Source organism: Chitinophaga sp. GbtcB8 (assembly GCF_019091455.1).
GTDB lineage: Bacteria > Bacteroidota > Bacteroidia > Chitinophagales > Chitinophagaceae > Chitinophaga.
On record NZ_JAGXJN010000018.1, the window covers coordinates 22,514 to 45,187 of the forward strand.

Here is a 22,674-nt window from a genome sequence, read left to right on the forward strand (position 1 = left end):
CGGATGGGCCTTCACACAGCTTTTCCGGCCAATGCAAGACAAACGATTATCAGATGAAAAATGAATTCGTAGTTATTATTTGCGCTTTCGGCATGCTTTCCTGGACCGCCTGTAAGGGTCCGGCTCAAAAAGGTGCCCCTGTTATGCCGCCTACCCAAGTGAATACAGTGGTGGCACAAGAAGCCCCCGCCATTTATTATGATAAATATCCTGCCACGGTGGTAGCTGTGAACAGTGTGGAGCTGCGTGCGCAGGTATCCGGTTTTATTACCGGCATCTTCTTTAAAGAAGGGGATGTAGTACAAAAGGGTAAAGCCCTATATGAAATTGACCGCCGCAAATATGAAGCCGCTGTTCGCCAGGCAGAGGCCAATATCCTGAGCGCCAAAGCTAATTTTATCAGGGCCCAGAAAGATATGGACCGTTACCAGCGCCTTGCAGAGCAGGACGCCATTGCCCGCCAAACGCTGGACAATGCTACGGCCACACTGGAAGCTAACCGCAGCCAGGTAGCCGCCGGCGAAGCCAGCCTGCTTGCAGCCCGTACAGACCTGGATTATTCCATCATCAAAGCCCCGTTCACCGGCCGCATTGGTATATCACAGGTAAAGCTGGGCGCACAGGTAAGCCCCGGCACTACGCTGCTGAACACTATATCCAGCGAAAACCCCATTATGGTGGATTTTGTGGTGAATGAAACAGAAATAAGCCGTTTTGCAAATATGCGTGGTAAAACCATTAACCCGGCAGACAGCACTTTCCGCCTGCAGCTGCCCGGCGGCGGTATTTATAAACATACCGGCCATATCACCACTGTTGACCGCGGGGTAGATAACCAAACCGGTACCATTAAAGTAAGGATAGAGTTTGAAAACCCGGACGATGAGCTGAAAGACGGTATGAGCTGTGTACTGAATGTACTCAATGACCTTTCAGGTCAAAGGCTGATCATCCCTTACAAAGCCGTAACAGAGCAAATGGGCGAATTCTTTGTGTATGTAGCTAAAGATTCTATTGCCCTGCAACGTAAAGTGCACCTGGGGCCCAAGCTGAAAGACCGGATCGTGATCGTAGATGGGATACAAGCCGGTGATAAGGTGATCACAGAAGGTTTCCAACGTTTACGCGATAGCGGTAAAATACAGTTAGGCGCACCCCCGCAACAGGGCGGCAAGCCATAATGTGAAAGGTGAAAGTGAAGTAAAACAGATTGAATCAATAGAAGACAACGATCATGATTGCAGATACTTTTATACGCAGACCAGTTACCGCTATAGTAATTGCTATTGTATTGGTGCTGGTAGGCTTACTGGCAATGACCACCCTGCCGGTAGGGCAGTACCCGGATATTACACCACCCACGGTGCAGATCACCGGTACCTATACCGGCGCTGATGCACAAACGGTGGAACAAACCGTGGCCACACCGGTAGAAGTACAGGTGAATGGTACACCGGGCATGACCTACCTGCAAAGTAACAGTACCAGTAACGGTGCAGTAAGCTTAACAGCCAACTTTGAAGTAGGAACAGACATTAATATTGCAGCGCTGGATGTGCAGAACCGTGTAGGTATTGCACAACCTACCCTGCCACAGGAAGTACAACGTTTAGGCCTGATAGTGAGAAAGCGTAATCCCAGCATCTTAATGCTGGTTGCTATTTACTCACCCAAAGGCACGCACGACATTACTTTCCTGGATAACTATACCAACGTATTTGCAAAAGATGCGTTGCTACGTGCAAAAGGGGTGGGTGATATCTTTACCCGTGCAGATGATTTTAGTATGCGCGTGTGGCTGAAGCCTGACCGGTTAGCCGAAATGGGGGTTACCGCCAATGAGGTAAGAGCTGCCATCACAGAACAAAATGCGCAGATCACCGCAGGTACCGTAGGCGCCCCGCCTGCGCAGGCCGGCCAAACGTTTGAATACACCATACAGGTAAAAGGCCGTTTGGTTACCCCGGAGGAATTTGGTAACATCATTATTAAAACCAAACCGGAAAATGGTAACCTGGTGTACCTGAAAGATGTAGCCCGCGTAGAGCTGGGTAAATTCAACTACGCCAGTAACTCTTATGTGGATGGCAAACGCGCATCCTACCTGCTGGTATACCAGGCGCCGGGTAGTAACGCTATTGCAACTGCCGAGAATGTATATGCCACTATGGAGCAGCTGAAGAAAAGCTTTCCGGTTGATGTGGATTATGTAGTGCCGTTTGAATCTGTTACCGTAATCCGGGTATCCATACACGAAGTGGTAGAAACGCTGCTGGAAGCCCTGGCGCTGGTGGTAGTAGTGGTGTTCCTGTTCTTACAGAGCTGGCGCGCTACGCTGATCCCTGTACTGGCTATCCCGGTATCTATTATTGCAACATTCATCTTCTTTATACCATTAGGTTTTACCATTAACACCCTTACCCTGTTCGGGTTTGTGCTGGCCATTGGTATTGTGGTGGATGATGCCATTGTGGTGGTGGAAGCGGTGCAGCATAATATTGACCATGGGCATATGACGCCTAAAGAGGCCACAACGCAGGCCATGAAGGAAATATCCGGGCCTGTAATTGCCATTGCATTAATATTGGCGGCGGTGTTTGTGCCGGTAGGTTTTATACCCGGTATTGTAGGCCGTTTGTACCAGCAGTTTGCCATCACCATCGCCATCTCCGTACTGATCTCCGCTTTTGTGGCCTTATCGCTTACACCGGCATTGTGTATTTTGATATTGCGCCCCATGCATCTGGATAAGGATTCCAAAGGTTTGAACCAGTTCTTCTTCCGGTTTAACCGCTGGTTTGGGCATACTACCTCCCGCTACTCTGTAGGGGTGAAGAAAAGTATCCGCTGGTCGCGGTATGTAATGATATTGCTGCTGTGCATATGCATAGGCGCTGTATTATTGTTTAAGAACAAGCCTTCCGGTTTTATTCCTACGGAAGATGACGGCCGTATGTACATTACCTTCGATCTGCCGGAATCTTCCGCTACAGAGCGTACCATATCGGTAATGAGCCAGATGATGAAGATACTGGACAGCGTGCCTGCCATTGGCCACTATGCTGCATTAGGTGGCTTGAACGTGGTGAACTTTGCTACCAAATCAAACAGTGCTACCATCTTCTGCCAGCTGAAACCCTGGGATCAGCGTAAGAAAAAATCTGAACAGATCTTTGGCCTGGTAGCGCAGATACAACAAAAGCTTTCCCGTTTCAAGGAAGCCAACGTGGTGGTAATTCCGCCGCCGGCTATTCCTGGTCTGGGTCAAACAGCCGGTTTCTCCTTCATTTTACAACAAAGGAGTGGTACGGATATTAAACAGTTTGAAGGGGTGCTGCAGAAATTCACTGCCGCTATTAACCAGCGGCCGGAAATACTCCGCGCCTTCTCTTTCTTCACAGCGCGCACACCCGGTTACCTGCTGGAAATAGACCGTGAAAAAGCCAAGAAGCTGGGCGTACAGGTATCAGACATAGCTACTGCCCTGCAAACCTATATGGGTAGCGCTTATATCAATGACTTTACGATATACGGACGTAACTTCCGCGTGGTAACGCAGGCTGACTCCATATACCGCGGGGATATTAAGAACCTGGGACAATACTATGTACGTAACCAGGCCGGTGGTATGGTGCCATTAAGCACCTTAACCAGCTATAAGGTAATAGAAAGCGCACCGGTAATTTCCCACTACAACCTATTCCGCTCCGCGGAAATAAACGGTAGCCCGGCGCCGGGTTACAGTAGCGGCGATGCAATCAGAGCGCTGCAGGAAGTAGCTGCACAGGAACTGCCGGATGGGTATGGGTACGAGTTCTCCGGCCTAAGCCGTGAGGAATTATTATCCGGCTCCAAAACCGTATATATATTCGCGTTATCCATCATTTTCGTGTTCCTGTTCCTGGCAGCTTTATATGAAAGCTGGGCCGTACCATTCTCTGTACTGCTGGCAGTGCCAATAGGTATGTTCGGCGCCATCCTGGTGCTTACTTTCCTGCCTAATTTAAGTAACAACGTATATGCACAGATAGGTATGATCACACTGATAGGTTTGGCGGCTAAGAACGCCATCCTGATCGTGGAATATGCCAAAGAGCGTGTGGACAGGGGGATGGAGCTGGTAACGGCCAGCGTAGAGGCAGCCAAGCTGCGCTTACGCCCCATTATCATGACCTCTATGGCGTTCCTGCTGGGTATATTACCACTGGTACTTTCCTCCGGCGCAGGTGCAGAAGCACGTAAAACCATGGGCTGGACGGTATTAGGCGGTATGTTCACCGCTACCTTCCTGGCCATCTTTATTGTACCGGTATTATTTGTGATAATTACACGGCTGGCTTATGGTAAAGCCAAGCTGGAAAAAATGAGAGAGAATTATACAGCTATCCCTGATCACGATGTGCAGGGTGGTTAAAACTCGATAGATTTAAGTACAGTGTTTTAAGTAAGGGCGCTCCATTTTGGGGCGCCTTTTTTTGGGAGGTTATTCCGGTTCCGTATCTGCAGGGTCGCGTTTGTTGCCTTCTTCGTCAAATTCCTGTCCCAGCATCCATTCCGTATAACCTACCATGTATAAGGCGCCAATTACCACCGGGCTAATAGTTACATAAAAGAAAAGTTCCGTTTGCTTTTCAAAGAACAGTGCGCTGGCAATACCAAATACAAACAGCAATATGCCTATACGGAGGGAGATATGCGAGGCATAGGTATTGGCGGCACGCCAGGTTTCAATATTCTGGGTGGAGTAAAAGCTGCGGTAACCATACCAGGTTTTTAAACTTTTAGGAGGATACCGGCGAATGAAATAACCCATAAAAAGGAACAGCAAACCTGCCAGCAGACTGGCATTGCAATAGGTGCTATGCAGCAATGTTGTCATGAACTTGGCATTTAAGGTTAGTATAAGATACGAAAAAAAACCGTCCCGGTGGCTGGCCGGAACGGTGAGTATATCTGAAATCGCAAATCTAATTATTGCTCTTTTTTCTTTTTAAGCAGGCCATTCAGCGTATTCTTTAAAGTTTGTTCTGCCTGTTTGCCTGTATTCTGAGCCGGTTGTTTGTTAGCGGTATCTTTTTGCCCGCTCAGCTGTTTTGCCAGCTGGTCTTTGATGGCATTGGTGGCATTGTTCTTTATCTGGTTCAGTGAATCTTTTACCGTGTTCTTTACAGTGTCTACTTTATTCTTCACCAAAGCAGCGGCCTGGTCTTTCAGACCGGCAGCCATGCTGGAAGCTGTTTCCTGCAGATCTGTTTTATAAGTGGGTTTGGCAATGTTACCACCCAGCAATACCTGCAGGTGCACACTATCGCTCACGTTAACAGGTACGCCCTTATTGGCGGCCTGTGTAACCAGGTTATTAATAAGTGAGTTAGCCTGCGCGCCCATAACGCTGCGGGGCAGGGCCAGCTGCAGCGTATAGTCCAGCGACTGATCAAAGCCGTGGGAGCCGGCTATGGCCATATTAATGTTGCTTACCTTTATTTTGAACGGATTTACTTTTACGCGGCCGTTCTCAAATGCAAAATAGGTTTTAACATCACGCAGGGAAACATCTTTCAGCTGGCTTACATTTAATTGACTGGCCAGCTGATCTACCGGTGCAAATTTTTTCAGGAAACCTTCTATCAGCAGCAGGTTGCCATCGCCGTTCAGGGAGCTTAATTGCGGCATCATATCCTTACCCAGCTTGCCTGCCAGCTTTAGCTGGCTGGTGATCTTACCGGAAAGGAACTGCCCGATAGGCATTAGTTTTTGTACGGTATTAAATGCATTAAAGGTTTGCTGTACATCCAGGTCCTGCACATTATAAGCCAGGTTAATATCCGGGTTTTGCTTACTGTTCTTGGTGCTGTAGCTGCCATTCACTTCCATGCTGCCCTGTAAGGCATTACCTTTTATTTGTTGCAGGGTTACTGTTTCATCTTTTATCTGCAGGCTGCCGGTTAAGTTGGTCATGTCCAGCTTATCATAATGCACTTTGCCTACCTGTGCCTGTAAGTTCAGATCCAGGTTGCCGGGTACGGCAAAAGGCGCTGTAGCGGCGGTATCTGCGGTAGTAGTAGTGGCTGTGGTCGTGCCCATCCATTTGTCAAGATCTACCTGGTCTGCTTTCATATTCAGCTTACCATCCAGCGGGGCATTTTTAAACATATAGGCCAGCAGGTTATTTACCTCGCCATTTGCCTGGAAGTTGGTGCCCATATACTGCCCGTCAAACTTTTCCACGGTTACATTACGCGGGTTAAATTTCAGGGAAAGGTTATTCACCTTTACGCCATCCGGGTAATCTTTGCTGCGGTACAGCAGGTTATTTACCAGCAGGCTGCCGGCTGCATAAAAACGGTCGTACTGCTGTTTTTCAATAGCGCTCATATTGCCTTTGGCGCTGATGTCTGCATCCAGCAAACCGGTAAGCTGTGTGCCGGATTCCAGTTTTACAAACTGGGTTACCTTGGAAAGGTCTAAGCGGCCTTTTGCCGCGCCATCCACATACATATCAGATACCGGTGTTTTTACCAGCAGGCGCAGGTCCAGCGGGGTATTATCCATTTCAAGATGGGCGGAAGGCATGTCTACCACAGTATGGTCGGGCACCCCATCCGGGTTGCTCACGTTAACGGCTAATTGAATATTTTTTACCGGTTTAGGCAGGTCAGGATATTGGAAGAAACCATTCTTCACGGCCAGGTGCAAGCCAAAGGCCGGCATTTGTGTGCTGCTATAAGTACCTTTTACAAAACCGTCAAATGCGGCTGTACCTTCTGTTTTAATCTTATTAAAATCCTGCTGATACATAATAGGCACCAGTGATAATAAGTCTTTGAAGTTGGTAGAGGGCGCTTTAAAGCTCAGGTCCATACCATAGGTACTATCATTCACCAGCCTGAAAAAGCCCTGTACGGCTACTTTCAGGTTATTGAGCAATACATTGCCATCCTTGAAGGTATAGGTGCTGGTTTTATTATCTACGCTGATATCTGCATCTATTTTAGCGGCTGTGTTGGAGAGGTAAGGCACCAGGCCGTAGCGGTAAGTTACTGCCTGCGCGGTGGTGCTGGTTTCCAGGGTAAACAGGTCCTGGGTAAAATCACCTTTGCCTTCGTGGTCCAGGTGTTCTATAATGGCCTGCATGTTACCCTGCTGATCGTCATAATTTACATAGGCATCAGCGATCTTATAACTTTGCAGGCTCATGGAAAATTTGCTGGCAGCGGTATCTGCGCTGGCCTGCGCGGTGTCCGGTTTGGTAATGTTCCAGTTCACTTCCCCGTTACTGTGCACAATTGCATGTATGCGGGGCTGGTCCAGCGTTACGTTATAGATCTCCATTTTATCGCCCTTTATTACGCTCATGAGGTTCAGGGCAGCATCAATCTGTTTTACGGATACCAGCGTATCGCCCTCAAAGGGAGCTACGTTAATAACCTGCAGCTCCTCTAAACCTACGGCCAGGCGTGGGAAATGGCGGAACAGGCTAATATCCACATCTTTAAAATCTACTTTGGCTACCAGGTTTTTGTTAAGCTCTGTTTTTACCAGGGCCATGATCTTATCTTTAAAGAAATAAGGGATGGCAAAGGCGGCTATAATCAGCACCAGTAATAATACGAGTACGACTTTCAGTACTTTTTTAAACATAGGAATGTTGTGTTTGTATAGAACGGTGAAGATAAGGAGGTAATTGTAATTACCAAACCGGTTACTTTATCATTGCTAACCAATTACTTATCGTAGAGGACACCGTAAATGTTCACAAACCTCATGGAAGTACCGATGCTTTTTGGCCTAAAATATACTTAATCCTGGTCAGGCTATCTGCCGGAGAAGCCAGCGTAAGGTCAGCGCCTTCATATTGGCGGTAGGTGGCTGTTGTGCCGCTGCCGTTTGCTGCCATTGTGCTTACCAGCTCCAGTGTTTGCAGCTGGCCGGGTATGCTGGCGCCGTACCAGCGTTTATCTTCCTGCTGTTTCCAGGTTACCAGCGCTAAAGCTGCGCCGGGCGGGTAGCTGCCGGAGGCGCCGGTGGTGGCGTATTTGAAAGCTGCCTCATTTCCATAAAGGGTAGACATAGTAGCCTGCTGCCGGTTAATAAAAGAGGTGATCACCTTCCAGCCCTGCTTATTAAAGTTAAAGGCAGCCGGTAATGATGCGGTTTTATTAAGTGTTCCGGCATCTTCCATTTTGTTGGTGCAGCTAACTAAAAAGAGTGCAGCCAGTAAGATATATGTATACTTCATTGTTGACAGGGTTTTAAAATTTAACAGGCATGGTAAAAACAAAGTCGTTGTCTTTTACGGGGCGGTGGCAATTGATACATTCCATGGTGAACATTTTATCTTTCCCATAAGGTTTCAGCTCCGGTGTTTTCCAGCGCGCCCAGCCCCAGCCTTTGGTATCAGCATATTTTTTATCGTCTTTGATCATGTATTCCACCTGTTTAAACGCGCCGGTGCGCACATTACCATCTGCATCCTGCAGCTGATCCCAGGCTACTTTTGCAAAGATGGTACCGTTGGGCCAGGGGTTAATATGGTTTTCCTGAATGGCTTTAATGGCAACATCGTTACCATATATCACACGCATGGTGCCGTTATCAAAACGGTCTGTAGTGCTTACTACCTGCCAGTTCTTGTAGTCGGGCAAATAGTCAATGCCGTTGGGTGTGGGCTGTACCTTACTGTCTGCAACAGCGGCTGTTTTCCATTTATTGTACTGCTTATCCGCTGTGTTTATCAGGGCAGTATCCGCCGGTTTAACGGACACCATGCCGGCTACATAATGCTTTAAAACAGCTACATCATTTTCAGAGAGCACGGCATCCCGGTGTACCAATGCATAATCTTTCAGCGGCATAGCGCCTGCCTGCACCTGGTTAAAGGATTCAAACAGCTTGCCCTTCTGATCTGCCGGGGACAGGTTTTGCCATTCGGAAAAGTTTAATCCCTTTCTGCCATCTTTTATATGTTGGGCCACCCGCCAGTAGGCCGGTGCAATCTGGTCGTACCAGCGTAGCTGCGTTTGGTTGGAGTGGCAGTCGTAACAAGCTCTTTGCAGTATACTCTTTACTTCCGGTGGGGCCTGCAGGTCGCCGGTAACAGGTGGGTGGGGCACTTCCGGCCTTATGAACTGCAGCAGTATAAACACAGCGCCCAGCAATACGATCACCTGCAATATTCTTTTTCGGGTAGTTGTTTGCATGGTATCAATTTTTATTGTACAAAGAAAGGTTATACGGCCTTACCTGTAAAGATGCCTGCCGTGAATAAGGCAGAATAGGGGATGAACCAGGCATAAATGCAGGTGGAGGTACAAACCGTAGCTTTGTAAATGAGGTAGCTTCTGTTTATTTTTATGGAGTAAAGGTACTTTATGTTCAACCAGTTAGATGCATCTGTAGCCCGTTTTATTCAGTTAACAGCAGAAGAGCTGGAACTGTTCCACTCTTTGCTGCAATTTAAAAAAGTAAAGAAAAAGCAGTTCCTGTTACAGGAAGGAGAGGTGTGCGATTTTGAGGCTTACCTGTTAAAAGGCTGCTGCCGCTCCTATTACCTGGATAAAGAAGGTACGGAAACTATTTTGCTGTTTGCGGTAGAGGACTGGTGGGTGAGCGACCTGTCCAGCTTTTCAGAGCAAACGCCTTCCAACATGTTTATAGAAACAGTAGAAGATTGCGAGATGCTGCTGATCAACTACGACAATAAAATGCAGCTGTTTGAGCAGGTGCCTAAGTTTGAAAAATTCTACCGCCTGCTGGTGCAGCGCTCTTTGGGTGTGCTGCAGAAACGTTTTTATGCATCTGTTTCACAAACGGCAGAGGAACGCTACCTGGCCTTTATGGAAAAGTACCCGCATATTGTACAGCGGGTGCCGCAGCACCAGATAGCGCGGTATATAGGTGTATCGCCGGAGTTTTTGAGTAAAGTAAGGAGTAATATGTATAAGAAGTAATACATAGGTATTTATTACTTTTGACCCCAGCAAAACCGGATTATGACACCTGAACGCAGGGAACGATTAACAGGCGTGTTAAACAAGCGCCAGCCCGACCTTACTGTTGTACTGGAAAATGTACAGGACCCGCATAACATTTCTGCCGTAATGCGTACCTGCGATGCTGTGGGCATACAGGAAATATATGTGCTTACCAATAAAATACCACGGCATAAGAAATGGGGCGCTAAAAGCTCGTCCAGCGCGGCTAAGTGGCTTACTATCCACCAGTTTGAAGATGCTGCAGCGTGTATGGCTGCCCTGCGGAAAAAATATGATAAGATCTACACCACTCACCTGGCGGCTGATTCCATTAGCTTATATGAAATAGATTTTACCAGTTCTGTAGCCCTTGTGTTTGGTAATGAGCATATGGGTGTAAGTGAGGAGATCCGTGCACAGGCAGATGGGAATTTCATTATTCCGCAAATGGGTATTATCCGTTCCCTGAATATTTCTGTGGCTTGCGCCGTGAGCATTTATGAAGGGCTGCGGCAAAAAACAGCGGCCGGGCATTATGAAAAGCGCCGCCTGCCGGATGGGCAGTATAATGAACTGTGGAAACAATGGAGCAGCCCGCATGCAGATGCTGAGCCGCTGAAAGGGGGCGAGGAGTGAGGGCGGCTGCATTTATTCCATTTGCATTGGCAAGCCTTATCGCTGCTTACAGGATTTTTATTTATTGTATTGTTTCATTTGCATTGGTAAGCCCTATTGCTGCATGTAGCCCTCTTTATTCTAAACCTTGTTTTTCCCACTACGCTTATTTAACGCATTTACCGGCCGAAGATCCGCTGAATGATCAACCCAACAGAAAACCAGGAGAGATGCAGGTGATGACCACCATTTCACCACATTGTTTTCAATGTTCCCTGTAAAGTTGTGTAACCGGTGGAGGATGGCTGCTCCCTCTTGATTATTGCCATAGTATCCCCTGTAAAGCTGTGTACCGGCTGGCGCGTATAGTTTCCCCATGCGATCATTACCTTTCTGTTACCAGCCAATTGGCCTTTGCCAAAATGTGATAATTCACTAACTTTGTAAAGTTACTTTATTAATTTACTTTATTATTATGAATCGTGCCCAGGATATAGCGCTGGCCTCAGATATGCGGGCTGCTTTGTCGCGCTTGTTGCGCCAGTTTCGCAAGCAGGCAGTGCCTTACCAGGTTTCTGTAACAGAAAATACTACCCTGGCCTTGCTTGACCAGCATAAGCAGCTATTGCCTTCTGAGCTGGCTGCCATGGAAAAAGTAACGGCCCAGGCTATGTCGCAGATACTGAATAACCTGGAGGCGCAGGGTTATATTAAAAGAACACCCCTGGAAGATGATAAGCGTAAAGTGCAGGTATCGCTCAGTAAAGAAGGCGCCAGGGTGCTGGCTGAAATAAGGAACATCCGGGCTGAATGGCTGGCCAGGGCTATGGGCGTGCTGTTAAATGCAGATGAAATGAAAGTGTTGAAGCAGGCAGCTGGTATTATACAGCGGCTGGCGGATTACGATGAGCCGAAAGCGTAAAGCGCAAAGCAGAAAGCTTAATGCTGAATGCTTAACGCAGAACGCTGAGGGCGCAAGGCAGAAGTATAAAGCTTAATGCAGCATGCTGCCGCGCAAAGAAGAACGCAAGCCTAAATGCTTAGTGTAAATGTTTAAAGTTTAATGTGGCAACCAGCTTCGATGCTTTTGAACATAACATTTAGAATAGTTCAAAGTTCATAATACAGGCGCCAGGTAATTTAAACATAACACTGGCAGCGTTCAGCATTAAGCATAAAAAAACCAATTTGAAACCATCTCAACTATTCCGTTCACTAAGATCACGTAACTACCGGTTATACTTCACCGGGCAATCCATTTCCCTTATTGGTACCTGGATGCAGCGCATGGCGGTAAGCTGGCTGGTATACCGGCTTACCCACTCCCCGCTGATGCTGGGTGTTGTAGGTTTTGCAGGGCTTATTCCTTCTATGCTGTTCTCACCTTATGCCGGTACACTCTCTGACCGGCATAGCCGTTATAAGATATTACTCATCTCGCAAATTGCTTCCATGATACAGTCCGGCGTGCTTGCGGGGCTGGTATTGTTTAAGTTCTATAATATCACAGCTATTATATTATTAGCCATTGCGCAGGGCATTATTAATGCATTTGATACCACCTCCCGTCAATCCCTGATGATAGACCTGATCGATAACAAGGAAGACCTGCCTAATGCTATTGCGCTCAATTCCTCAATGGTAAACCTGGCGCGGCTTTTAGGCCCTGCTATTGCAGGGGTGATATTGAGCGTGTTTGGGGAAGGTATTTGTTTCCTGATAGACTTCCTCACGTTTATTGCCGTAATTATTTCGCTGCTGATGATGCGCTTACAGCTCCTGGCGCCTCCTAAAACAGATGCCAATATCTGGGAAGGGTTAAGAGAGGGATATGTTTATTTAAAACAATCACCCAACATAAGATCTGCTATTATGATACTGGGGGCTTCGGGCCTATTCCTGATGTCGTTCAGTACATTAACGCCTGTTTTTGCCAAAGAGGTGTTTGGCGGTGATGCGGAAACGTATAGCTGGTTTGCCAGTGTTACCGGCCTGGGCGCGCTGATGAGCGCCATTTATATGGCAGGGCTTAAACCTGGTAAAGACCTGTTAAAGTTCATTGGCATTGCGGCGGTAGTATTTGGGATAAGCGTGGTCCTTTTTTCACGCGTTACCTCGTTGCCGCTGGCCTTGTTCTTCATTATGCTTTCAGGTGCGGGTATGATGGGGCAGATCGCAGCTACCAACACGTACGTACAAACCAATGTACCCGGGTATATGCGTGGCCGTATGATCAGCTATTATGCAATGGCTTTCCAGGGCACGCTGCCGATAGGCAGTTTGCTGACCGGTTTGGTGGCACACCAGATAGGCGCGCCGCTTACGGTATGTTTGCAGGGTACTGCTGGTATTATTTGTGCAGGATTATTTATCTGGGGTATACGCAGGCGCCGGCAGGCACAGGCGCAAAAGCCCACTCTTGAGTATAGTGATATTGCGTAACACATATTTTTCAAAGCACTAAAAAACATGCTATGGCTATTACCACATTAGACCAACGGACGGCACTGGTATTAATTGACCTGCAGAAAGGTGTTGCCCAAAATACCGTACCACCGGTAGCAGACGTAATTACAAATGCCATTAGTTTAATAACAGCCTTCCGGGCTGCCAAATTGCCCATTGTGGTGGTGAATGTAAGCTTTGCAAAGGACTATGCAGATGCGCTGAAAACCCGCACAGAGGAAAAAGGCAGCCGCACATTTAGCGGGGATTGGGATCAGCTGTTGCCGGAGCTGCCGCTGCAGCAGGACGATATTTACATCACTAAACACAACTGGAGCGCCTTTTATGGTACTGACCTGGACCTGCAGCTGCGGCGCCGCGGTATTACCAATATTGTGCTGGCAGGCATTGCTACCAGCATTGGCGTAGAAGGTACTGCGCGCAGTGCGCATGAAAGAGCTTATAACCTCACGTTTGCCAAAGACGCTATGAGCGACCGTTCCCTGCCGGCGCATGAGCACAGCTTACAGGTTATTTTTCCAAGAATAGGGGAAACCGGCACTACCATAGAGATCATTGAGCAGCTGAAGGCGCTGAAGTAATGTAGTAGTATAATGATAAATAACATGCAGCAAAAACTCCGGGAACATATAGAAAAAATAGTGCCGCTCACGGATGATGAGTTTGCGTTTGTGCTCTCTCATTTCACTACTAAAAGTTATAAAAAGCGCGAGTTCCTTATCCGGGAAGGTAACAGTGTAAAGTATGCTTATTTCGTGGTCTCAGGGCTTTTAATGCTGATATATAACAACGAATCGGGAAAGCAGCATATTGTTTCCTTTGCAATGGAAGACTGGTGGGAGAGTGATTTCCTGGCCTATCATACGCAAACAAAGGCCACCATGTCGTTACAGTGCCTTGAAGATACGGATGTGTTTTGCCTTTCTTTGGAAGATTACCAGCAATTATGTGCAGGCCTCCAAAAGATGGAACATTTTTTTCTTAGAAAAGCCAATGCCGGTCACATTGGATCGCAGCAGCGCATATTGTCTTTCCTTACCTCCAATGCAAAGGAGCGTTATGAACAGCTGCTTAAACGATATCCTTCCCTGTTTCAAAGAGTACCTAAATCCCTGCTGGCTTCCTATTTAGGTGTTTCGCGCGAAACCCTGAGCCGGCTTGCCCGCTGATCTTATTTCCATCCATTTTAAATTGTGATGTTTGTCACGCAGGGGAATTGCCTGTTGTGCCCATCTTTGCAGGGTACAATTTTTTTATTAATTGTTTGTATCAGCTGCAGAGGTGCAAACTAAAAAAGTAAACTCATGGAAAAACGGATCATTAATCCCTGGCAATGGCAGAATGAACGCAGCTATGTGCAGGCCGTTGAAGTAAAACAGGCAGCAGGTACGCTCTATTGTTCAGGACAAGCTGCGGTGCATGCTGACGGACAATCAAGCACCGATGATATGAAAACACAATTGATCCTGGCCATACAAAACCTGGAGCAGGTTATCAGTGAGGCTGGTTATGAATGTAAGTGTATTGTGCGGTTAAATGTGCTTACCACTTCTTCAGCGGAATTTTTCACCTGCTTTAATGTTTTGCAGGACTGGATAGCTAAGCATGGCATTAAGCAAGCCACCACTTTGTTTGAGGTGAAAACCCTTTTTGAAACATTAAAAGTTGAGCTTGAAGCTACTGTAGTGAAATAATCATCCACAAAAAAGGGACCGGCAATCGCCGGCCCCTTTTGCTTCTATATAGTTACACTTTTACGCACTGCAGGTTACGCAACCTTCTTCCATGGTGCAAACCGCGCCTTCCGGAATATCTTCCAGCATGGTTTGTCCCGCTTGCGCTGCGGCTACCACAGGCTCCATTTGCTGGCCGCCCTGTTTTTCTACCGTAAACTGTACGGCTTGTGTGGCTGCCTGTGTACGCAGGTAGTACATACCGGTCTTTAAACCTTTCTTCCAGGCATAGAAGTGCATGGAGGTGAGCTTGGCGGCAGACGGTGTATCTACGAACAGGTTCAGGGATTGTGACTGGCAGATGAACGCACCGCGTTCTGCCGCCATATCAATGATGGTGCGTTGTTTGATCTCCCAAACGGTTTTATACAGTTCCTTCACGTTAGAAGGAATTTCATCTATCTGTTGTATAGAGCCATTGGCAGCAATGATCTTGTTCTTCATGTCATTATCCCACAGGCCCAGCTCTACCAGGTCTTTCAGGAGGTGTTTGTTCACTACCACAAACTCACCGCTCAGTACACGGCGGGTGTAAATGTTGGAAGTGTAAGGTTCAAAACACTCATTGTTACCCAGTATCTGGGAGGTAGATGCTGTAGGCATGGGCGCCAGCAGCAGGGAGTTACGGATACCGTGCTCCACTACGCTTGCCTTCAGCGAATCCCAGTTCCAGCGGTCGGAGGGTTTTACATCCCACATATCAAACTGCAGGATGCCTTTGGATGCAGGTGAGCCGGGAAACGTTTCATATGCGCCATGTTCTTTGGCCATATCGTTAGAGGCGGTTAAGGCTGCAAAATAAATAGTTTCAAAGATCTCTGAGTTCAGCTTGCGTGCTGCTTCGCTTTCAAAGGGATAACGGAGCAGGATAAACGCATCTGCCAGGCCCTGTACGCCCAAGCCAATGGGGCGGTGACGCAGGTTGCTGCGGCGGGCTTCTTCTATTGGGTAATAGTTGTTGTCAATGATCTTGTTCAGGTTCAGGGTAGCCTGGTAGGTTACCTCGTACAGCTTCTCATGATCAAACTTACCATCTATTACAAAGCGGGGCAGGGCCAGGGAAGCCAGGTTACATACTGCTACTTCATTGGCATCTGTATATTCAATGATCTCTGTGCAAAGGTTAGAGCTTTTGATAGTACCCAGGTTCTGCTGGTTGGATTTGCGGTTGGCAGAATCTTTATACAGCAGGTAAGGTGTACCGGTTTCTATCTGTGCATCCAGGATGGCAAACCAAAGGTCCTGCGCTTTCACGGTTTTACGCGCGCGGCCTTCCTGCTCGTATTTTGCATATAGCGCTTCAAACTCAGTACCCCAGCTGTCGGCCAGTCCTGGTGCTTCGTGCGGGCAAAACAGGCTCCAGTCGCCGTTGGATTCTACGCGTTTCATGAACAGGTCCGGTACCCACAGGGCATAGAACAGGTCGCGGGCGCGCATTTCTTCCTTACCATGGTTCTTACGCAGGTCCAGGAATTCAAATACATCAGCATGCCAGGGCTCCAGGTATATGGCAAAAGCGCCTTTACGCTTGCCACCGCCCTGGTCCACATAACGGGCAGTATCGTTAAACACACGCAGCATGGGAATGATACCATTGGAAGTACCGTTGGTACCGCTAATGTAAGAACCTGTAGCGCGGATGTTGTGAATGCTTAAACCAATACCACCGGCGCTCTGGGAGATCTTGGCGGTTTGTTTCAGCGTATCGTAAATACCATCAATGCTATCGCCTTTCATAGTGAGCAGGAAGCAGGATGACATTTGCGGTTTGGGCGTACCTGCATTGAACAGGGTAGGAGTGGCGTGTGTGAACCAGCGCTCACTCATAAGGTTATACGTTTTAATGGCCGCATCAATATCCTCTTTATGGATGCCTACCGATACACGCATGAACATATGTTGCGGGCGCTCTGCAATTTTACCGTCTACCTTCAGCAGGTAAGAACGTTCCAGTGTTTTAAAACCGAAATAGTCAAAAGCAAAGTCACGGTCATATATAATATTGGAATCCAGGATCTCCGCATTTTTATTAATGATCTCCCACACGTCGTCAGATAACAGCGGAGCAGGTTTACCTATTTTCGGGTCCACATATTCGTACAGCTTCTTCATCGTTGTGGAAAACGATTTCACGGTATTTTTATGCAGATTGCTAACTGCTATGCGGGATGCCAGCAGCGCGTAGTCCGGGTGTTTGGTAGTTAAAGAGGCGGCGGTTTCTGCTGCCAGGTTATCCAGTTCTGTAGTGGTTACGCCATCATACAAACCCTGGATCACTTTTTTAGCTACGTCAATGGAATCCACATACTCTGATGCAAGTCCATAACACAGCTTTTCAATACGTGCGGTGATCTTATCAAACTTTACCGCTTCTTTGCGGCCATCTCTTTTTTTTAGAAACATTTGTATTGAAATTTAAGAGGTTAGTAAAAAAGGGCTATTAGCTGTTAGCCGTTAGCTCTTAGCTAGCTAAGAGGCTAATGGCTAACAGCTTTTTATTAAAAGTCTTCGTCTAAGCTGAATGTTTGTGTGTCTTTGCCGGACAGTACACCCGGTTTCTGGTAAACGGCTCCCCGTCTTTCTAAGAAGTTGGTCTTTCCCTGCAGGGAGATCATTTCCATATAACCTAAGGGGTTAGCGGCATTGAACATTTTGGCGTATCCCAGCTCAGATAACCAGCGGTCGGCTACAAACTCAATGTACTGGGCCATCAGGCGGCTGTTCATGCCTATGAGGTCAACTGGCAGCGCATTGATAATAAAATCTTTTTCAATGGCTACTGCGTCGCCAATAATTTGGTGTACTTCTTCCTGCGTAAGTTTCTGCTGCAGCATGCTGTATAACAAACAGGCAAATTCGCAGTGCAGTCCTTCATCGCGGGTGATCAGCTCTTTGGGGGACCTAAAGCCGGGCACCAACCCTCTTTTCTTTTACCAGAAAATAGGGCCGAAACCCCCGCCGAAGAAAATGCCTTCCCCGGCCGCCAAGGCTTCCAGGCGTTGTGCCAAGTTGCCGTTCTCAATCCAGCGCAGTGCCCATTCTGCTTTTTTCTTCACAGCAGGCACCGTATCAATGGCATGGAATAAGCGATCTTTTTCAGCAGGATCTTTTACGTAGGTATCGATCAATAAAGCATAGGTTTCTGAATGTATATTCTCCATCATGATCTGGAGGCCATAGAAACAGCGGGCTTCCGGGTTCTGTACTTCGCTCATGAAGTTTACAGCCAGGTTCTCATCCACAATACCATCGCTGGCCGCAAAAAAGGCTAACACATGGGTAATAAAATGGCGTTCACCATCGTTCAGGGCACCCCAGTCTTTCAGGTCTCCGCTAAGGTCAATTTCTTCTGCTGTCCAGAAGCTGGCCTCATGCCGTTTATACACTTCCCACACTTTCGGATAATTAATGGGCAGCAATACGAAGCGATCTTTGTTCTCTTTTAACAAGATCTCATTTTCATGGTTCATACGCCAAATATTTTTTTATTAACTGTACTCTAAAAATGGATAAGGGGGGTTGACGGGAGATACCTATCCATGGAGTGAGGAAGGTGTCACTTGCGTCAATACCTTATACGCGAAGGTTGATGACAAATTGTTGCGCCTGGCAGGTATCTGGCTTCCCTGATCAAGAACATCACATGTGGGGGGATCAGGAATCACAGTAGCGCGTCTGCTCGTGATTCTAACACGATTCCCTATTAATTCCGGGGGTTTATTCCGGAAACCATTGCAACTAAGTCAAGAACTGACACAAATGTAGTACGAAACAGATGGGCGCCATTTTAAAGTTTTTAACACGTGTGGAAAAAGAAGCTTCTATTTTTGGAAACGCAGCGCCCTATTGAGAGAAGGTGTGAAAAAGTAATCATTAAGCATTAGATGCGTTTTTAATACAAGATTTATTTTCTAATATTAACATATGCTCACACTACAACATATACAAAAAAGGTACTATGATAGGCTGATAATCAACATCCCGCAGCTGGAGCTGCCGGCCGGCATTTACTGGATGCAGGGCGGTAATGGCGCGGGCAAAACCACCTGCCTGAAAATTATGTCTGGGTTAATTCCTTTTGATGGAGAGGTGAGGATCAATACTGATATAAGTAGTAAGCAGCATCCCGTACGGTACCGGCAGCTGGTGAACTATGCGGAGGCAGAGCCTTTATATCCTGCTTTCCTTACGGGGCGCGACCTGGTGCAGCTGCACATTACTACCAAGGGTGCAGGGCATGAAGATATCCACGCACTATCCACATCGCTGGGTATCCCTGATTTTATTAATAACCCGGTAAGCAGCTATTCAAGCGGTATGTTAAAGAAATTATCCCTGCTGCTGGCCTTTACCGGCAAGCCCTCTTTTATATTGCTTGATGAGCCGCTGATCACGCTGGATACTGCTGCTATACAGGAGCTATACACCTGGATACACCGCTTTCATACGCAGCATAACGTTTCTTTCCTGATCACTTCCCATCAGCCGCTGTTAGATGGCGCACTGCCGGTGCGCGCTACACTTGTTCTGAGCGACGGGCAATTAATAATTAAGAATGAATAATTAACATAACGGGAATAGTACAACGATGAAAAATAAGTTGATCATATTGAAGTATTATTGGGCGCTCCGCTACGGTTATTAATTGTTAATTATGCTAACGATCCTCAGCAAGATATTTATACAACGTTTTTACGCGCGTAATACGGGCTTTTTCTTTTTACTTTTTTATTTATTGTTCGGGATTGTACCGGGCGGGCAGCTGGTATCCTATCATTACGGGTTAATGACGGGCATTGTGAGCACTACTGGTTTCCTGTTGCTGGCGCTGGGTTTGTGGCTGCTGTATAATTTAAAATGTATGGGCCACGTACTGAGTACTATGAGTGCAAAGGAATATAACTTTTTATATCAGACTGTAGGCGCTGTAGCTGCCCCGCGGCAACGGCTTAACTGGTGTATGGTGCACCTGGGTATTTATGCGCCGGTATTGGTGTATAGCTCAATAGCCGCAGTAGTGGCTGGCTCTAAAAGATATTACGGAGTAGTGGCCGTGTTGCTGGTTTTTAATGTGCTGATGTGTTTATTACCCGTGTTTGTATATCATCGTTTGATACAACAACCTGGTGCTGTCTTTTTTTATCACCGCTGGATACAATGGTTCAACCGACGGGTGCATAAACCTTTGTCACTATACTACATTTATGAGCTGGCTACCAGCCGTACACGCACGCTGCTGATTGTAAAAGTATTGTCGTGTGTAATACTGATCGCAACTTTTAGTTTTATGGAAGATGGGTATGATATACGGGTGGTATTAACCGGTTTATTAGTTTCCCTGCTGCTGCATAGCATACTGGTATTTGAGCACCGGCATTTTGATGATCAGTATTTAGCGTTTACCCGCCACCTGCCCATACCGCTCTGGAAGCGGTATGGCATGTTGTGTATCACCTACAGCTGTTTATTGCTGCCGGAGTTTGGCCTGCTCATCGTACATACATTACCGTATAATAGCTGGCATTGGTTGCTGCTGGTGGCTTTTGGTGCATCTTTACTGCCGCTGTTCCGATGTTTGCTTTACTTTCCCCGGCTGGACCAGGATAAATACCTGCGCTGGGTGTTCCTGGTATTTTGCGTGCTGTTGTTTATGACCCTGGGATATTTATATAGCTGGGCTATTGTAGGCATGCAGGTGGCAGCCTTTGTGTTATTTACAGGAAGGTTTTATAAGTATGAGCCGATGTATGAGCAGGTGCAGTAGGACTTATTATACGACGCTTAGTTTCTTACTTAGTTCTGTGAGCGCTGTAAGCAATTGAGGTATTAACTTCTTCGCTGTTTCATCCGTTAAGTTACCATCTTCATCAAACTTAGTTTGCGCAGCAGCGATCATTACTTCCGGCCGGTTTACGGCATAAGCATTTAAATATACCATTACCTGCCTTAAATGATATTGCATACGCGCCGTACCCAATGGCCCCATGCTGGCGCCCATAATGGCCACTGCCTTGTTATCAAACGGTTTATTAGGATGGCGGGAAAGTATGTCTATGGCATTTTTCAATGCGCCGGGAATAGAATAATTGTACTCCGGGGATACGAACAGCACACCATCGGCTGCTTTGATCTTTGCTACCAGGCGTTCCACACTGTCCGGAAATCCGTCTGAATGCAGGTCGGCATTGTAAAAGGGAATATCGCTGATGCTTTCCTGTTCAATGGTAATATTTGCAGGGGCTAATTTTTGTGCGGCTTTCAGGGCCATTGTGTTGTAGGATCCGTGACGTAAACTGCCGGAAATAGCAATAACGTGAAACTGTTTTTCAGACATGATCAGGTTTGGTTTTTCAATGCGCTAAAGATAATAAAAGGCGGTAATCTTACCTAGATCCTGGGCTCCTTTTTCAGGAACTTCCGCTTAATTACCTCCTGCACCGGTACGCCTTCTATCTTACTTTCCAGCCAGCTGATAATATCCAGGTACAGGAAAGAGCGGCGCTCATACGGGTTCCTGGATATCTGCACCAGCCTTTCCTTCAGGTCGGCAAACGCGCTGCGTAAGGCCTTGGGATGGGCATAGATATTCTTGCGCAGGAACTTCAGGATCTCTTCCATCGTTTGCCCCAGATCCTTATTCTTGGCAATAAAGTGGTATACGGATTTTATCAGGTATTCCACCAGCCCGTAGTTCTCCAGCTCATAATGCGCTATCAGGTGCAGAATGCGGGCAAAACACTGTATATCCGCCCGCAGGGCGCCTATGCGTAAATGAATGATCTTATTCAAGTACACAATGGCCTTGTTATTATCCCCGCTGCCAAAGTACAGGCAGGCTATTTTGTAGTAAAATACCAGTACGCGGTGCTGGTCTACCTTCAGCTGGTGTTCGGCAATACGTTCTTCCAGCTCCGGCACCAGGCTAAGCCCTTCGCTGAAAGTGCCTTCCAGGAAATGCCGGTTTATTTTGGCGGTGTACAGGTACACAAAGGCATTGGTACGGGTGTTCTCGCTGAAATTCTCCTGGTTATCGTCAATAAAATTTTCCATTTCCTGCAGCACGGCGGTGAACTTCTCATCGTTCATGGTGTAAAAGTGCGCGGTGAGCAGGTTGTGCATGGCTTTAATGTACATGTCCACATCCGTTTTCAGCAGGGAAGGGTATTCCTTGAACAGGTTCACCCATTTCTGCGTATAACGGTAGTACATTACAAAGTCCTGCAGAATATAGTAATACCAGCAGTAGGCCTGGTACAGGTAGATCTTCTCGTAAAAGCTCATATGCGTTTTAGCGAGCTGGGGCGCATTCTCTTCAAAAAAGCGCTTCACCATTTCCGCGTCCTTCTCATTACGGGCATGGCCCAGCTTCAGGTACAGGCCGTACAGGCGCAGTGATAAGGTGCTGAGGCGGTTAATGCTGGATAATTGCTGCTCTATTACCCGGGATTCCTCGCTCAGCTCCTCTGCCCGGTTTTCCAGGCTGCGGGTAATATGGCGGGACTCTATCAGCTTCTCAAACTCCACAATTTCGTAGGTAAGCATTACCTCTTCCTGCTCCATTGCCATGCTTTTGGCGCGGGAAAGGAGCTTAAGGCTTTGGGTGTACAGCCCCTTGTTATAGAGTACCCGGGCATAATCCAGCTGCTCGCGCAGGTCTATCAGCGGGTCTTTTTGTTTGTACAGCAGGCGCAGGCTGGTAAGCAATTGTTTGTACAGGTGGGCTTTTACATTACTGAGCTGCTGTTTCTTGATGGCCGGTATCTTCTTCAGGATCTGCTCTTCATCGTAGTCCTTCATTTTGTCCAGGGTGTTAAATAGCTGGATGAAGAGTACATCCTCTTTGGTGTTGTTTTTATTAAAAGCCAGTTGGAAATTCCTTTTTTCTG

General features: G+C 47.1%; 18 protein-coding genes, 1 pseudogene and 1 riboswitch. Of the genes and pseudogenes, 11 read left to right on the forward strand and 8 right to left on the reverse strand.

Translation table 11 applies throughout. From position 1 onward, the window contains the following. Window positions 1–53 precede the first annotated feature (53 nt). Both KVT36_RS16695 and KVT36_RS16700 read left to right on the forward strand, forming a co-directional pair. Complete coding sequence (locus KVT36_RS16695; RefSeq protein ID WP_217604614.1) at window positions 54–1,181, forward strand: efflux RND transporter periplasmic adaptor subunit; 1,128 nt, start codon at window positions 54–56, stop codon at window positions 1,179–1,181. A 53-nt stretch (window positions 1,182–1,234) separates the two neighbouring features. Beyond that, window positions 1,235–4,414, forward strand: coding sequence for an efflux RND transporter permease subunit (locus KVT36_RS16700; RefSeq protein ID WP_217604615.1), 3,180 nt, complete (start codon window positions 1,235–1,237; stop codon window positions 4,412–4,414). Between the two features lie 69 nt (window positions 4,415–4,483). Here the strand turns inward: KVT36_RS16700 and KVT36_RS16705 are convergent, their stop codons facing one another. The 4 genes from KVT36_RS16705 to KVT36_RS16720 all read right to left on the reverse strand — a co-directional run bounded on the left by KVT36_RS16705 (window position 4,484) and on the right by KVT36_RS16720 (window position 9,200). After that, window positions 4,484–4,879, reverse strand: coding sequence for an SdpI family protein (locus KVT36_RS16705; protein WP_217604616.1), 396 nt, complete (start codon window positions 4,877–4,879; stop codon window positions 4,484–4,486). 92 nt (window positions 4,880–4,971) lie between these two features. Further along, complete coding sequence (locus tag KVT36_RS16710; RefSeq protein ID WP_217604617.1) at window positions 4,972–7,641, reverse strand: AsmA-like C-terminal region-containing protein; 2,670 nt, start codon at window positions 7,639–7,641, stop codon at window positions 4,972–4,974. 121 nt (window positions 7,642–7,762) lie between these two features. Beyond that, complete coding sequence (locus KVT36_RS16715; protein ID WP_217604618.1) at window positions 7,763–8,239, reverse strand: cytochrome P460 family protein; 477 nt, start codon at window positions 8,237–8,239, stop codon at window positions 7,763–7,765. 13 nt (window positions 8,240–8,252) lie between these two features. Continuing rightward, entirely contained in the window at window positions 8,253–9,200 is a 948-nt protein-coding gene (locus KVT36_RS16720) for a heme-binding domain-containing protein (RefSeq protein ID WP_217604619.1), read from the reverse strand. 171 nt (window positions 9,201–9,371) lie between these two features. Between KVT36_RS16720 and KVT36_RS16725 the strand changes: the two genes are divergently transcribed. The 7 genes from KVT36_RS16725 to KVT36_RS16755 all read left to right on the forward strand — a co-directional run bounded on the left by KVT36_RS16725 (window position 9,372) and on the right by KVT36_RS16755 (window position 14,749). Further along, the gene (locus KVT36_RS16725; protein WP_217604620.1) at window positions 9,372–9,950 is read left to right on the forward strand and encodes a Crp/Fnr family transcriptional regulator; all 579 of its coding nucleotides are present in this window, start codon (window positions 9,372–9,374) and stop codon (window positions 9,948–9,950) included. 42 nt (window positions 9,951–9,992) lie between these two features. Next, a complete protein-coding gene (locus tag KVT36_RS16730) occupies window positions 9,993–10,610 on the forward strand; it encodes an RNA methyltransferase (RefSeq protein WP_217604621.1) in 618 nt (205 codons plus the stop codon). Between the two features lie 454 nt (window positions 10,611–11,064). After that, on the forward strand, window positions 11,065–11,511 hold the full coding sequence (locus KVT36_RS16735) for a MarR family winged helix-turn-helix transcriptional regulator (RefSeq protein WP_217604622.1): 447 nt from the start codon (window positions 11,065–11,067) through the stop codon (window positions 11,509–11,511). A gap of 266 nt (window positions 11,512–11,777) precedes the next feature. Continuing rightward, window positions 11,778–13,031, forward strand: coding sequence for an MFS transporter (locus KVT36_RS16740; protein ID WP_217604623.1), 1,254 nt, complete (start codon window positions 11,778–11,780; stop codon window positions 13,029–13,031). Between the two features lie 32 nt (window positions 13,032–13,063). Further along, window positions 13,064–13,636, forward strand: a complete 573-nt coding sequence (locus KVT36_RS16745) for an isochorismatase family protein (protein WP_217604624.1) — start codon at window positions 13,064–13,066, stop codon at window positions 13,634–13,636. Window positions 13,637–13,660: 24 nt separating this feature from the next. Continuing rightward, window positions 13,661–14,224 carry a Crp/Fnr family transcriptional regulator gene (locus tag KVT36_RS16750; RefSeq protein WP_217604625.1) on the forward strand — a complete coding sequence of 188 codons (564 nt, stop codon included), beginning with the start codon at window positions 13,661–13,663 and terminating at the stop codon, window positions 14,222–14,224. Window positions 14,225–14,359: 135 nt separating this feature from the next. Next, window positions 14,360–14,749, forward strand: coding sequence for a RidA family protein (locus KVT36_RS16755; protein ID WP_217604626.1), 390 nt, complete (start codon window positions 14,360–14,362; stop codon window positions 14,747–14,749). 60 nt (window positions 14,750–14,809) lie between these two features. Here the strand turns inward: KVT36_RS16755 and KVT36_RS16760 are convergent, their stop codons facing one another. Both KVT36_RS16760 and KVT36_RS16765 read right to left on the reverse strand, forming a co-directional pair. After that, window positions 14,810–17,191 carry a ribonucleoside-diphosphate reductase subunit alpha gene (locus tag KVT36_RS16760; protein ID WP_217604627.1) on the reverse strand — a complete coding sequence of 794 codons (2,382 nt, stop codon included), beginning with the start codon at window positions 17,189–17,191 and terminating at the stop codon, window positions 14,810–14,812. A gap of 95 nt (window positions 17,192–17,286) precedes the next feature. Next, a pseudogene (locus KVT36_RS16765) lies at window positions 17,287–18,258 on the reverse strand (ribonucleotide-diphosphate reductase subunit beta). Between the two features lie 120 nt (window positions 18,259–18,378). Further along, window positions 18,379–18,537, reverse strand: a riboswitch (cobalamin riboswitch). Between the two features lie 175 nt (window positions 18,538–18,712). On the opposite strand from KVT36_RS16765, the gene KVT36_RS16770 reads away from it, so the two are divergent. Both KVT36_RS16770 and KVT36_RS16775 read left to right on the forward strand, forming a co-directional pair. Continuing rightward, window positions 18,713–19,351 (forward strand): ATP-binding cassette domain-containing protein, encoded by a 639-nt coding sequence (locus KVT36_RS16770; RefSeq protein ID WP_217604628.1) that lies wholly within the window; start codon window positions 18,713–18,715, stop codon window positions 19,349–19,351. A 91-nt stretch (window positions 19,352–19,442) separates the two neighbouring features. After that, window positions 19,443–20,552, forward strand: a complete 1,110-nt coding sequence (locus tag KVT36_RS16775; RefSeq protein WP_217604629.1) for a hypothetical protein — start codon at window positions 19,443–19,445, stop codon at window positions 20,550–20,552. A gap of 6 nt (window positions 20,553–20,558) precedes the next feature. Here the strand turns inward: KVT36_RS16775 and KVT36_RS16780 are convergent, their stop codons facing one another. Both KVT36_RS16780 and KVT36_RS16785 read right to left on the reverse strand, forming a co-directional pair. Then, on the reverse strand, window positions 20,559–21,122 hold the full coding sequence (locus KVT36_RS16780) for an NADPH-dependent FMN reductase (RefSeq protein ID WP_217604630.1): 564 nt from the start codon (window positions 21,120–21,122) through the stop codon (window positions 20,559–20,561). A 53-nt stretch (window positions 21,123–21,175) separates the two neighbouring features. Beyond that, window positions 21,176–22,585, reverse strand: coding sequence for a hypothetical protein (locus KVT36_RS16785; protein ID WP_254640055.1), 1,410 nt, complete (start codon window positions 22,583–22,585; stop codon window positions 21,176–21,178). Between the last annotated feature and the right edge of the window lie 89 nt (window positions 22,586–22,674).

Excerpts from the sequence above, each read along its gene's own strand:
- KVT36_RS16695 (WP_217604614.1), top strand. The coding sequence starts at position 54 with ATGAAAAATGAATTCGTAGTTATTATTTGCGCTTTCGGCATGCTTTCC.
- KVT36_RS16700 (WP_217604615.1), top strand. The coding sequence starts at position 1,235 with ATGATTGCAGATACTTTTATACGCAGACCAGTTACCGCTATAGTAATT.
- KVT36_RS16705 (WP_217604616.1), bottom strand. The coding sequence starts at position 4,879 with ATGACAACATTGCTGCATAGCACCTATTGCAATGCCAGTCTGCTGGCA.
- KVT36_RS16710 (WP_217604617.1), bottom strand. The coding sequence starts at position 7,641 with ATGTTTAAAAAAGTACTGAAAGTCGTACTCGTATTATTACTGGTGCTG.
- KVT36_RS16715 (WP_217604618.1), bottom strand. The coding sequence starts at position 8,239 with ATGAAGTATACATATATCTTACTGGCTGCACTCTTTTTAGTTAGCTGC.
- KVT36_RS16720 (WP_217604619.1), bottom strand. The coding sequence starts at position 9,200 with ATGCAAACAACTACCCGAAAAAGAATATTGCAGGTGATCGTATTGCTG.
- KVT36_RS16725 (WP_217604620.1), top strand. The coding sequence starts at position 9,372 with ATGTTCAACCAGTTAGATGCATCTGTAGCCCGTTTTATTCAGTTAACA.
- KVT36_RS16730 (WP_217604621.1), top strand. The coding sequence starts at position 9,993 with ATGACACCTGAACGCAGGGAACGATTAACAGGCGTGTTAAACAAGCGC.
- KVT36_RS16735 (WP_217604622.1), top strand. The coding sequence starts at position 11,065 with ATGAATCGTGCCCAGGATATAGCGCTGGCCTCAGATATGCGGGCTGCT.
- KVT36_RS16745 (WP_217604624.1), top strand. The coding sequence starts at position 13,064 with ATGGCTATTACCACATTAGACCAACGGACGGCACTGGTATTAATTGAC.
- KVT36_RS16750 (WP_217604625.1), top strand. The coding sequence starts at position 13,661 with ATGCAGCAAAAACTCCGGGAACATATAGAAAAAATAGTGCCGCTCACG.
- KVT36_RS16755 (WP_217604626.1), top strand. The coding sequence starts at position 14,360 with ATGGAAAAACGGATCATTAATCCCTGGCAATGGCAGAATGAACGCAGC.
- KVT36_RS16760 (WP_217604627.1), bottom strand. The coding sequence starts at position 17,191 with ATGTTTCTAAAAAAAAGAGATGGCCGCAAAGAAGCGGTAAAGTTTGAT.
- KVT36_RS16770 (WP_217604628.1), top strand. The coding sequence starts at position 18,713 with ATGCTCACACTACAACATATACAAAAAAGGTACTATGATAGGCTGATA.
- KVT36_RS16775 (WP_217604629.1), top strand. The coding sequence starts at position 19,443 with ATGCTAACGATCCTCAGCAAGATATTTATACAACGTTTTTACGCGCGT.
- KVT36_RS16780 (WP_217604630.1), bottom strand. The coding sequence starts at position 21,122 with ATGTCTGAAAAACAGTTTCACGTTATTGCTATTTCCGGCAGTTTACGT.
- KVT36_RS16785 (WP_254640055.1), bottom strand. The coding sequence starts at position 22,585 with ATGAAGGACTACGATGAAGAGCAGATCCTGAAGAAGATACCGGCCATC.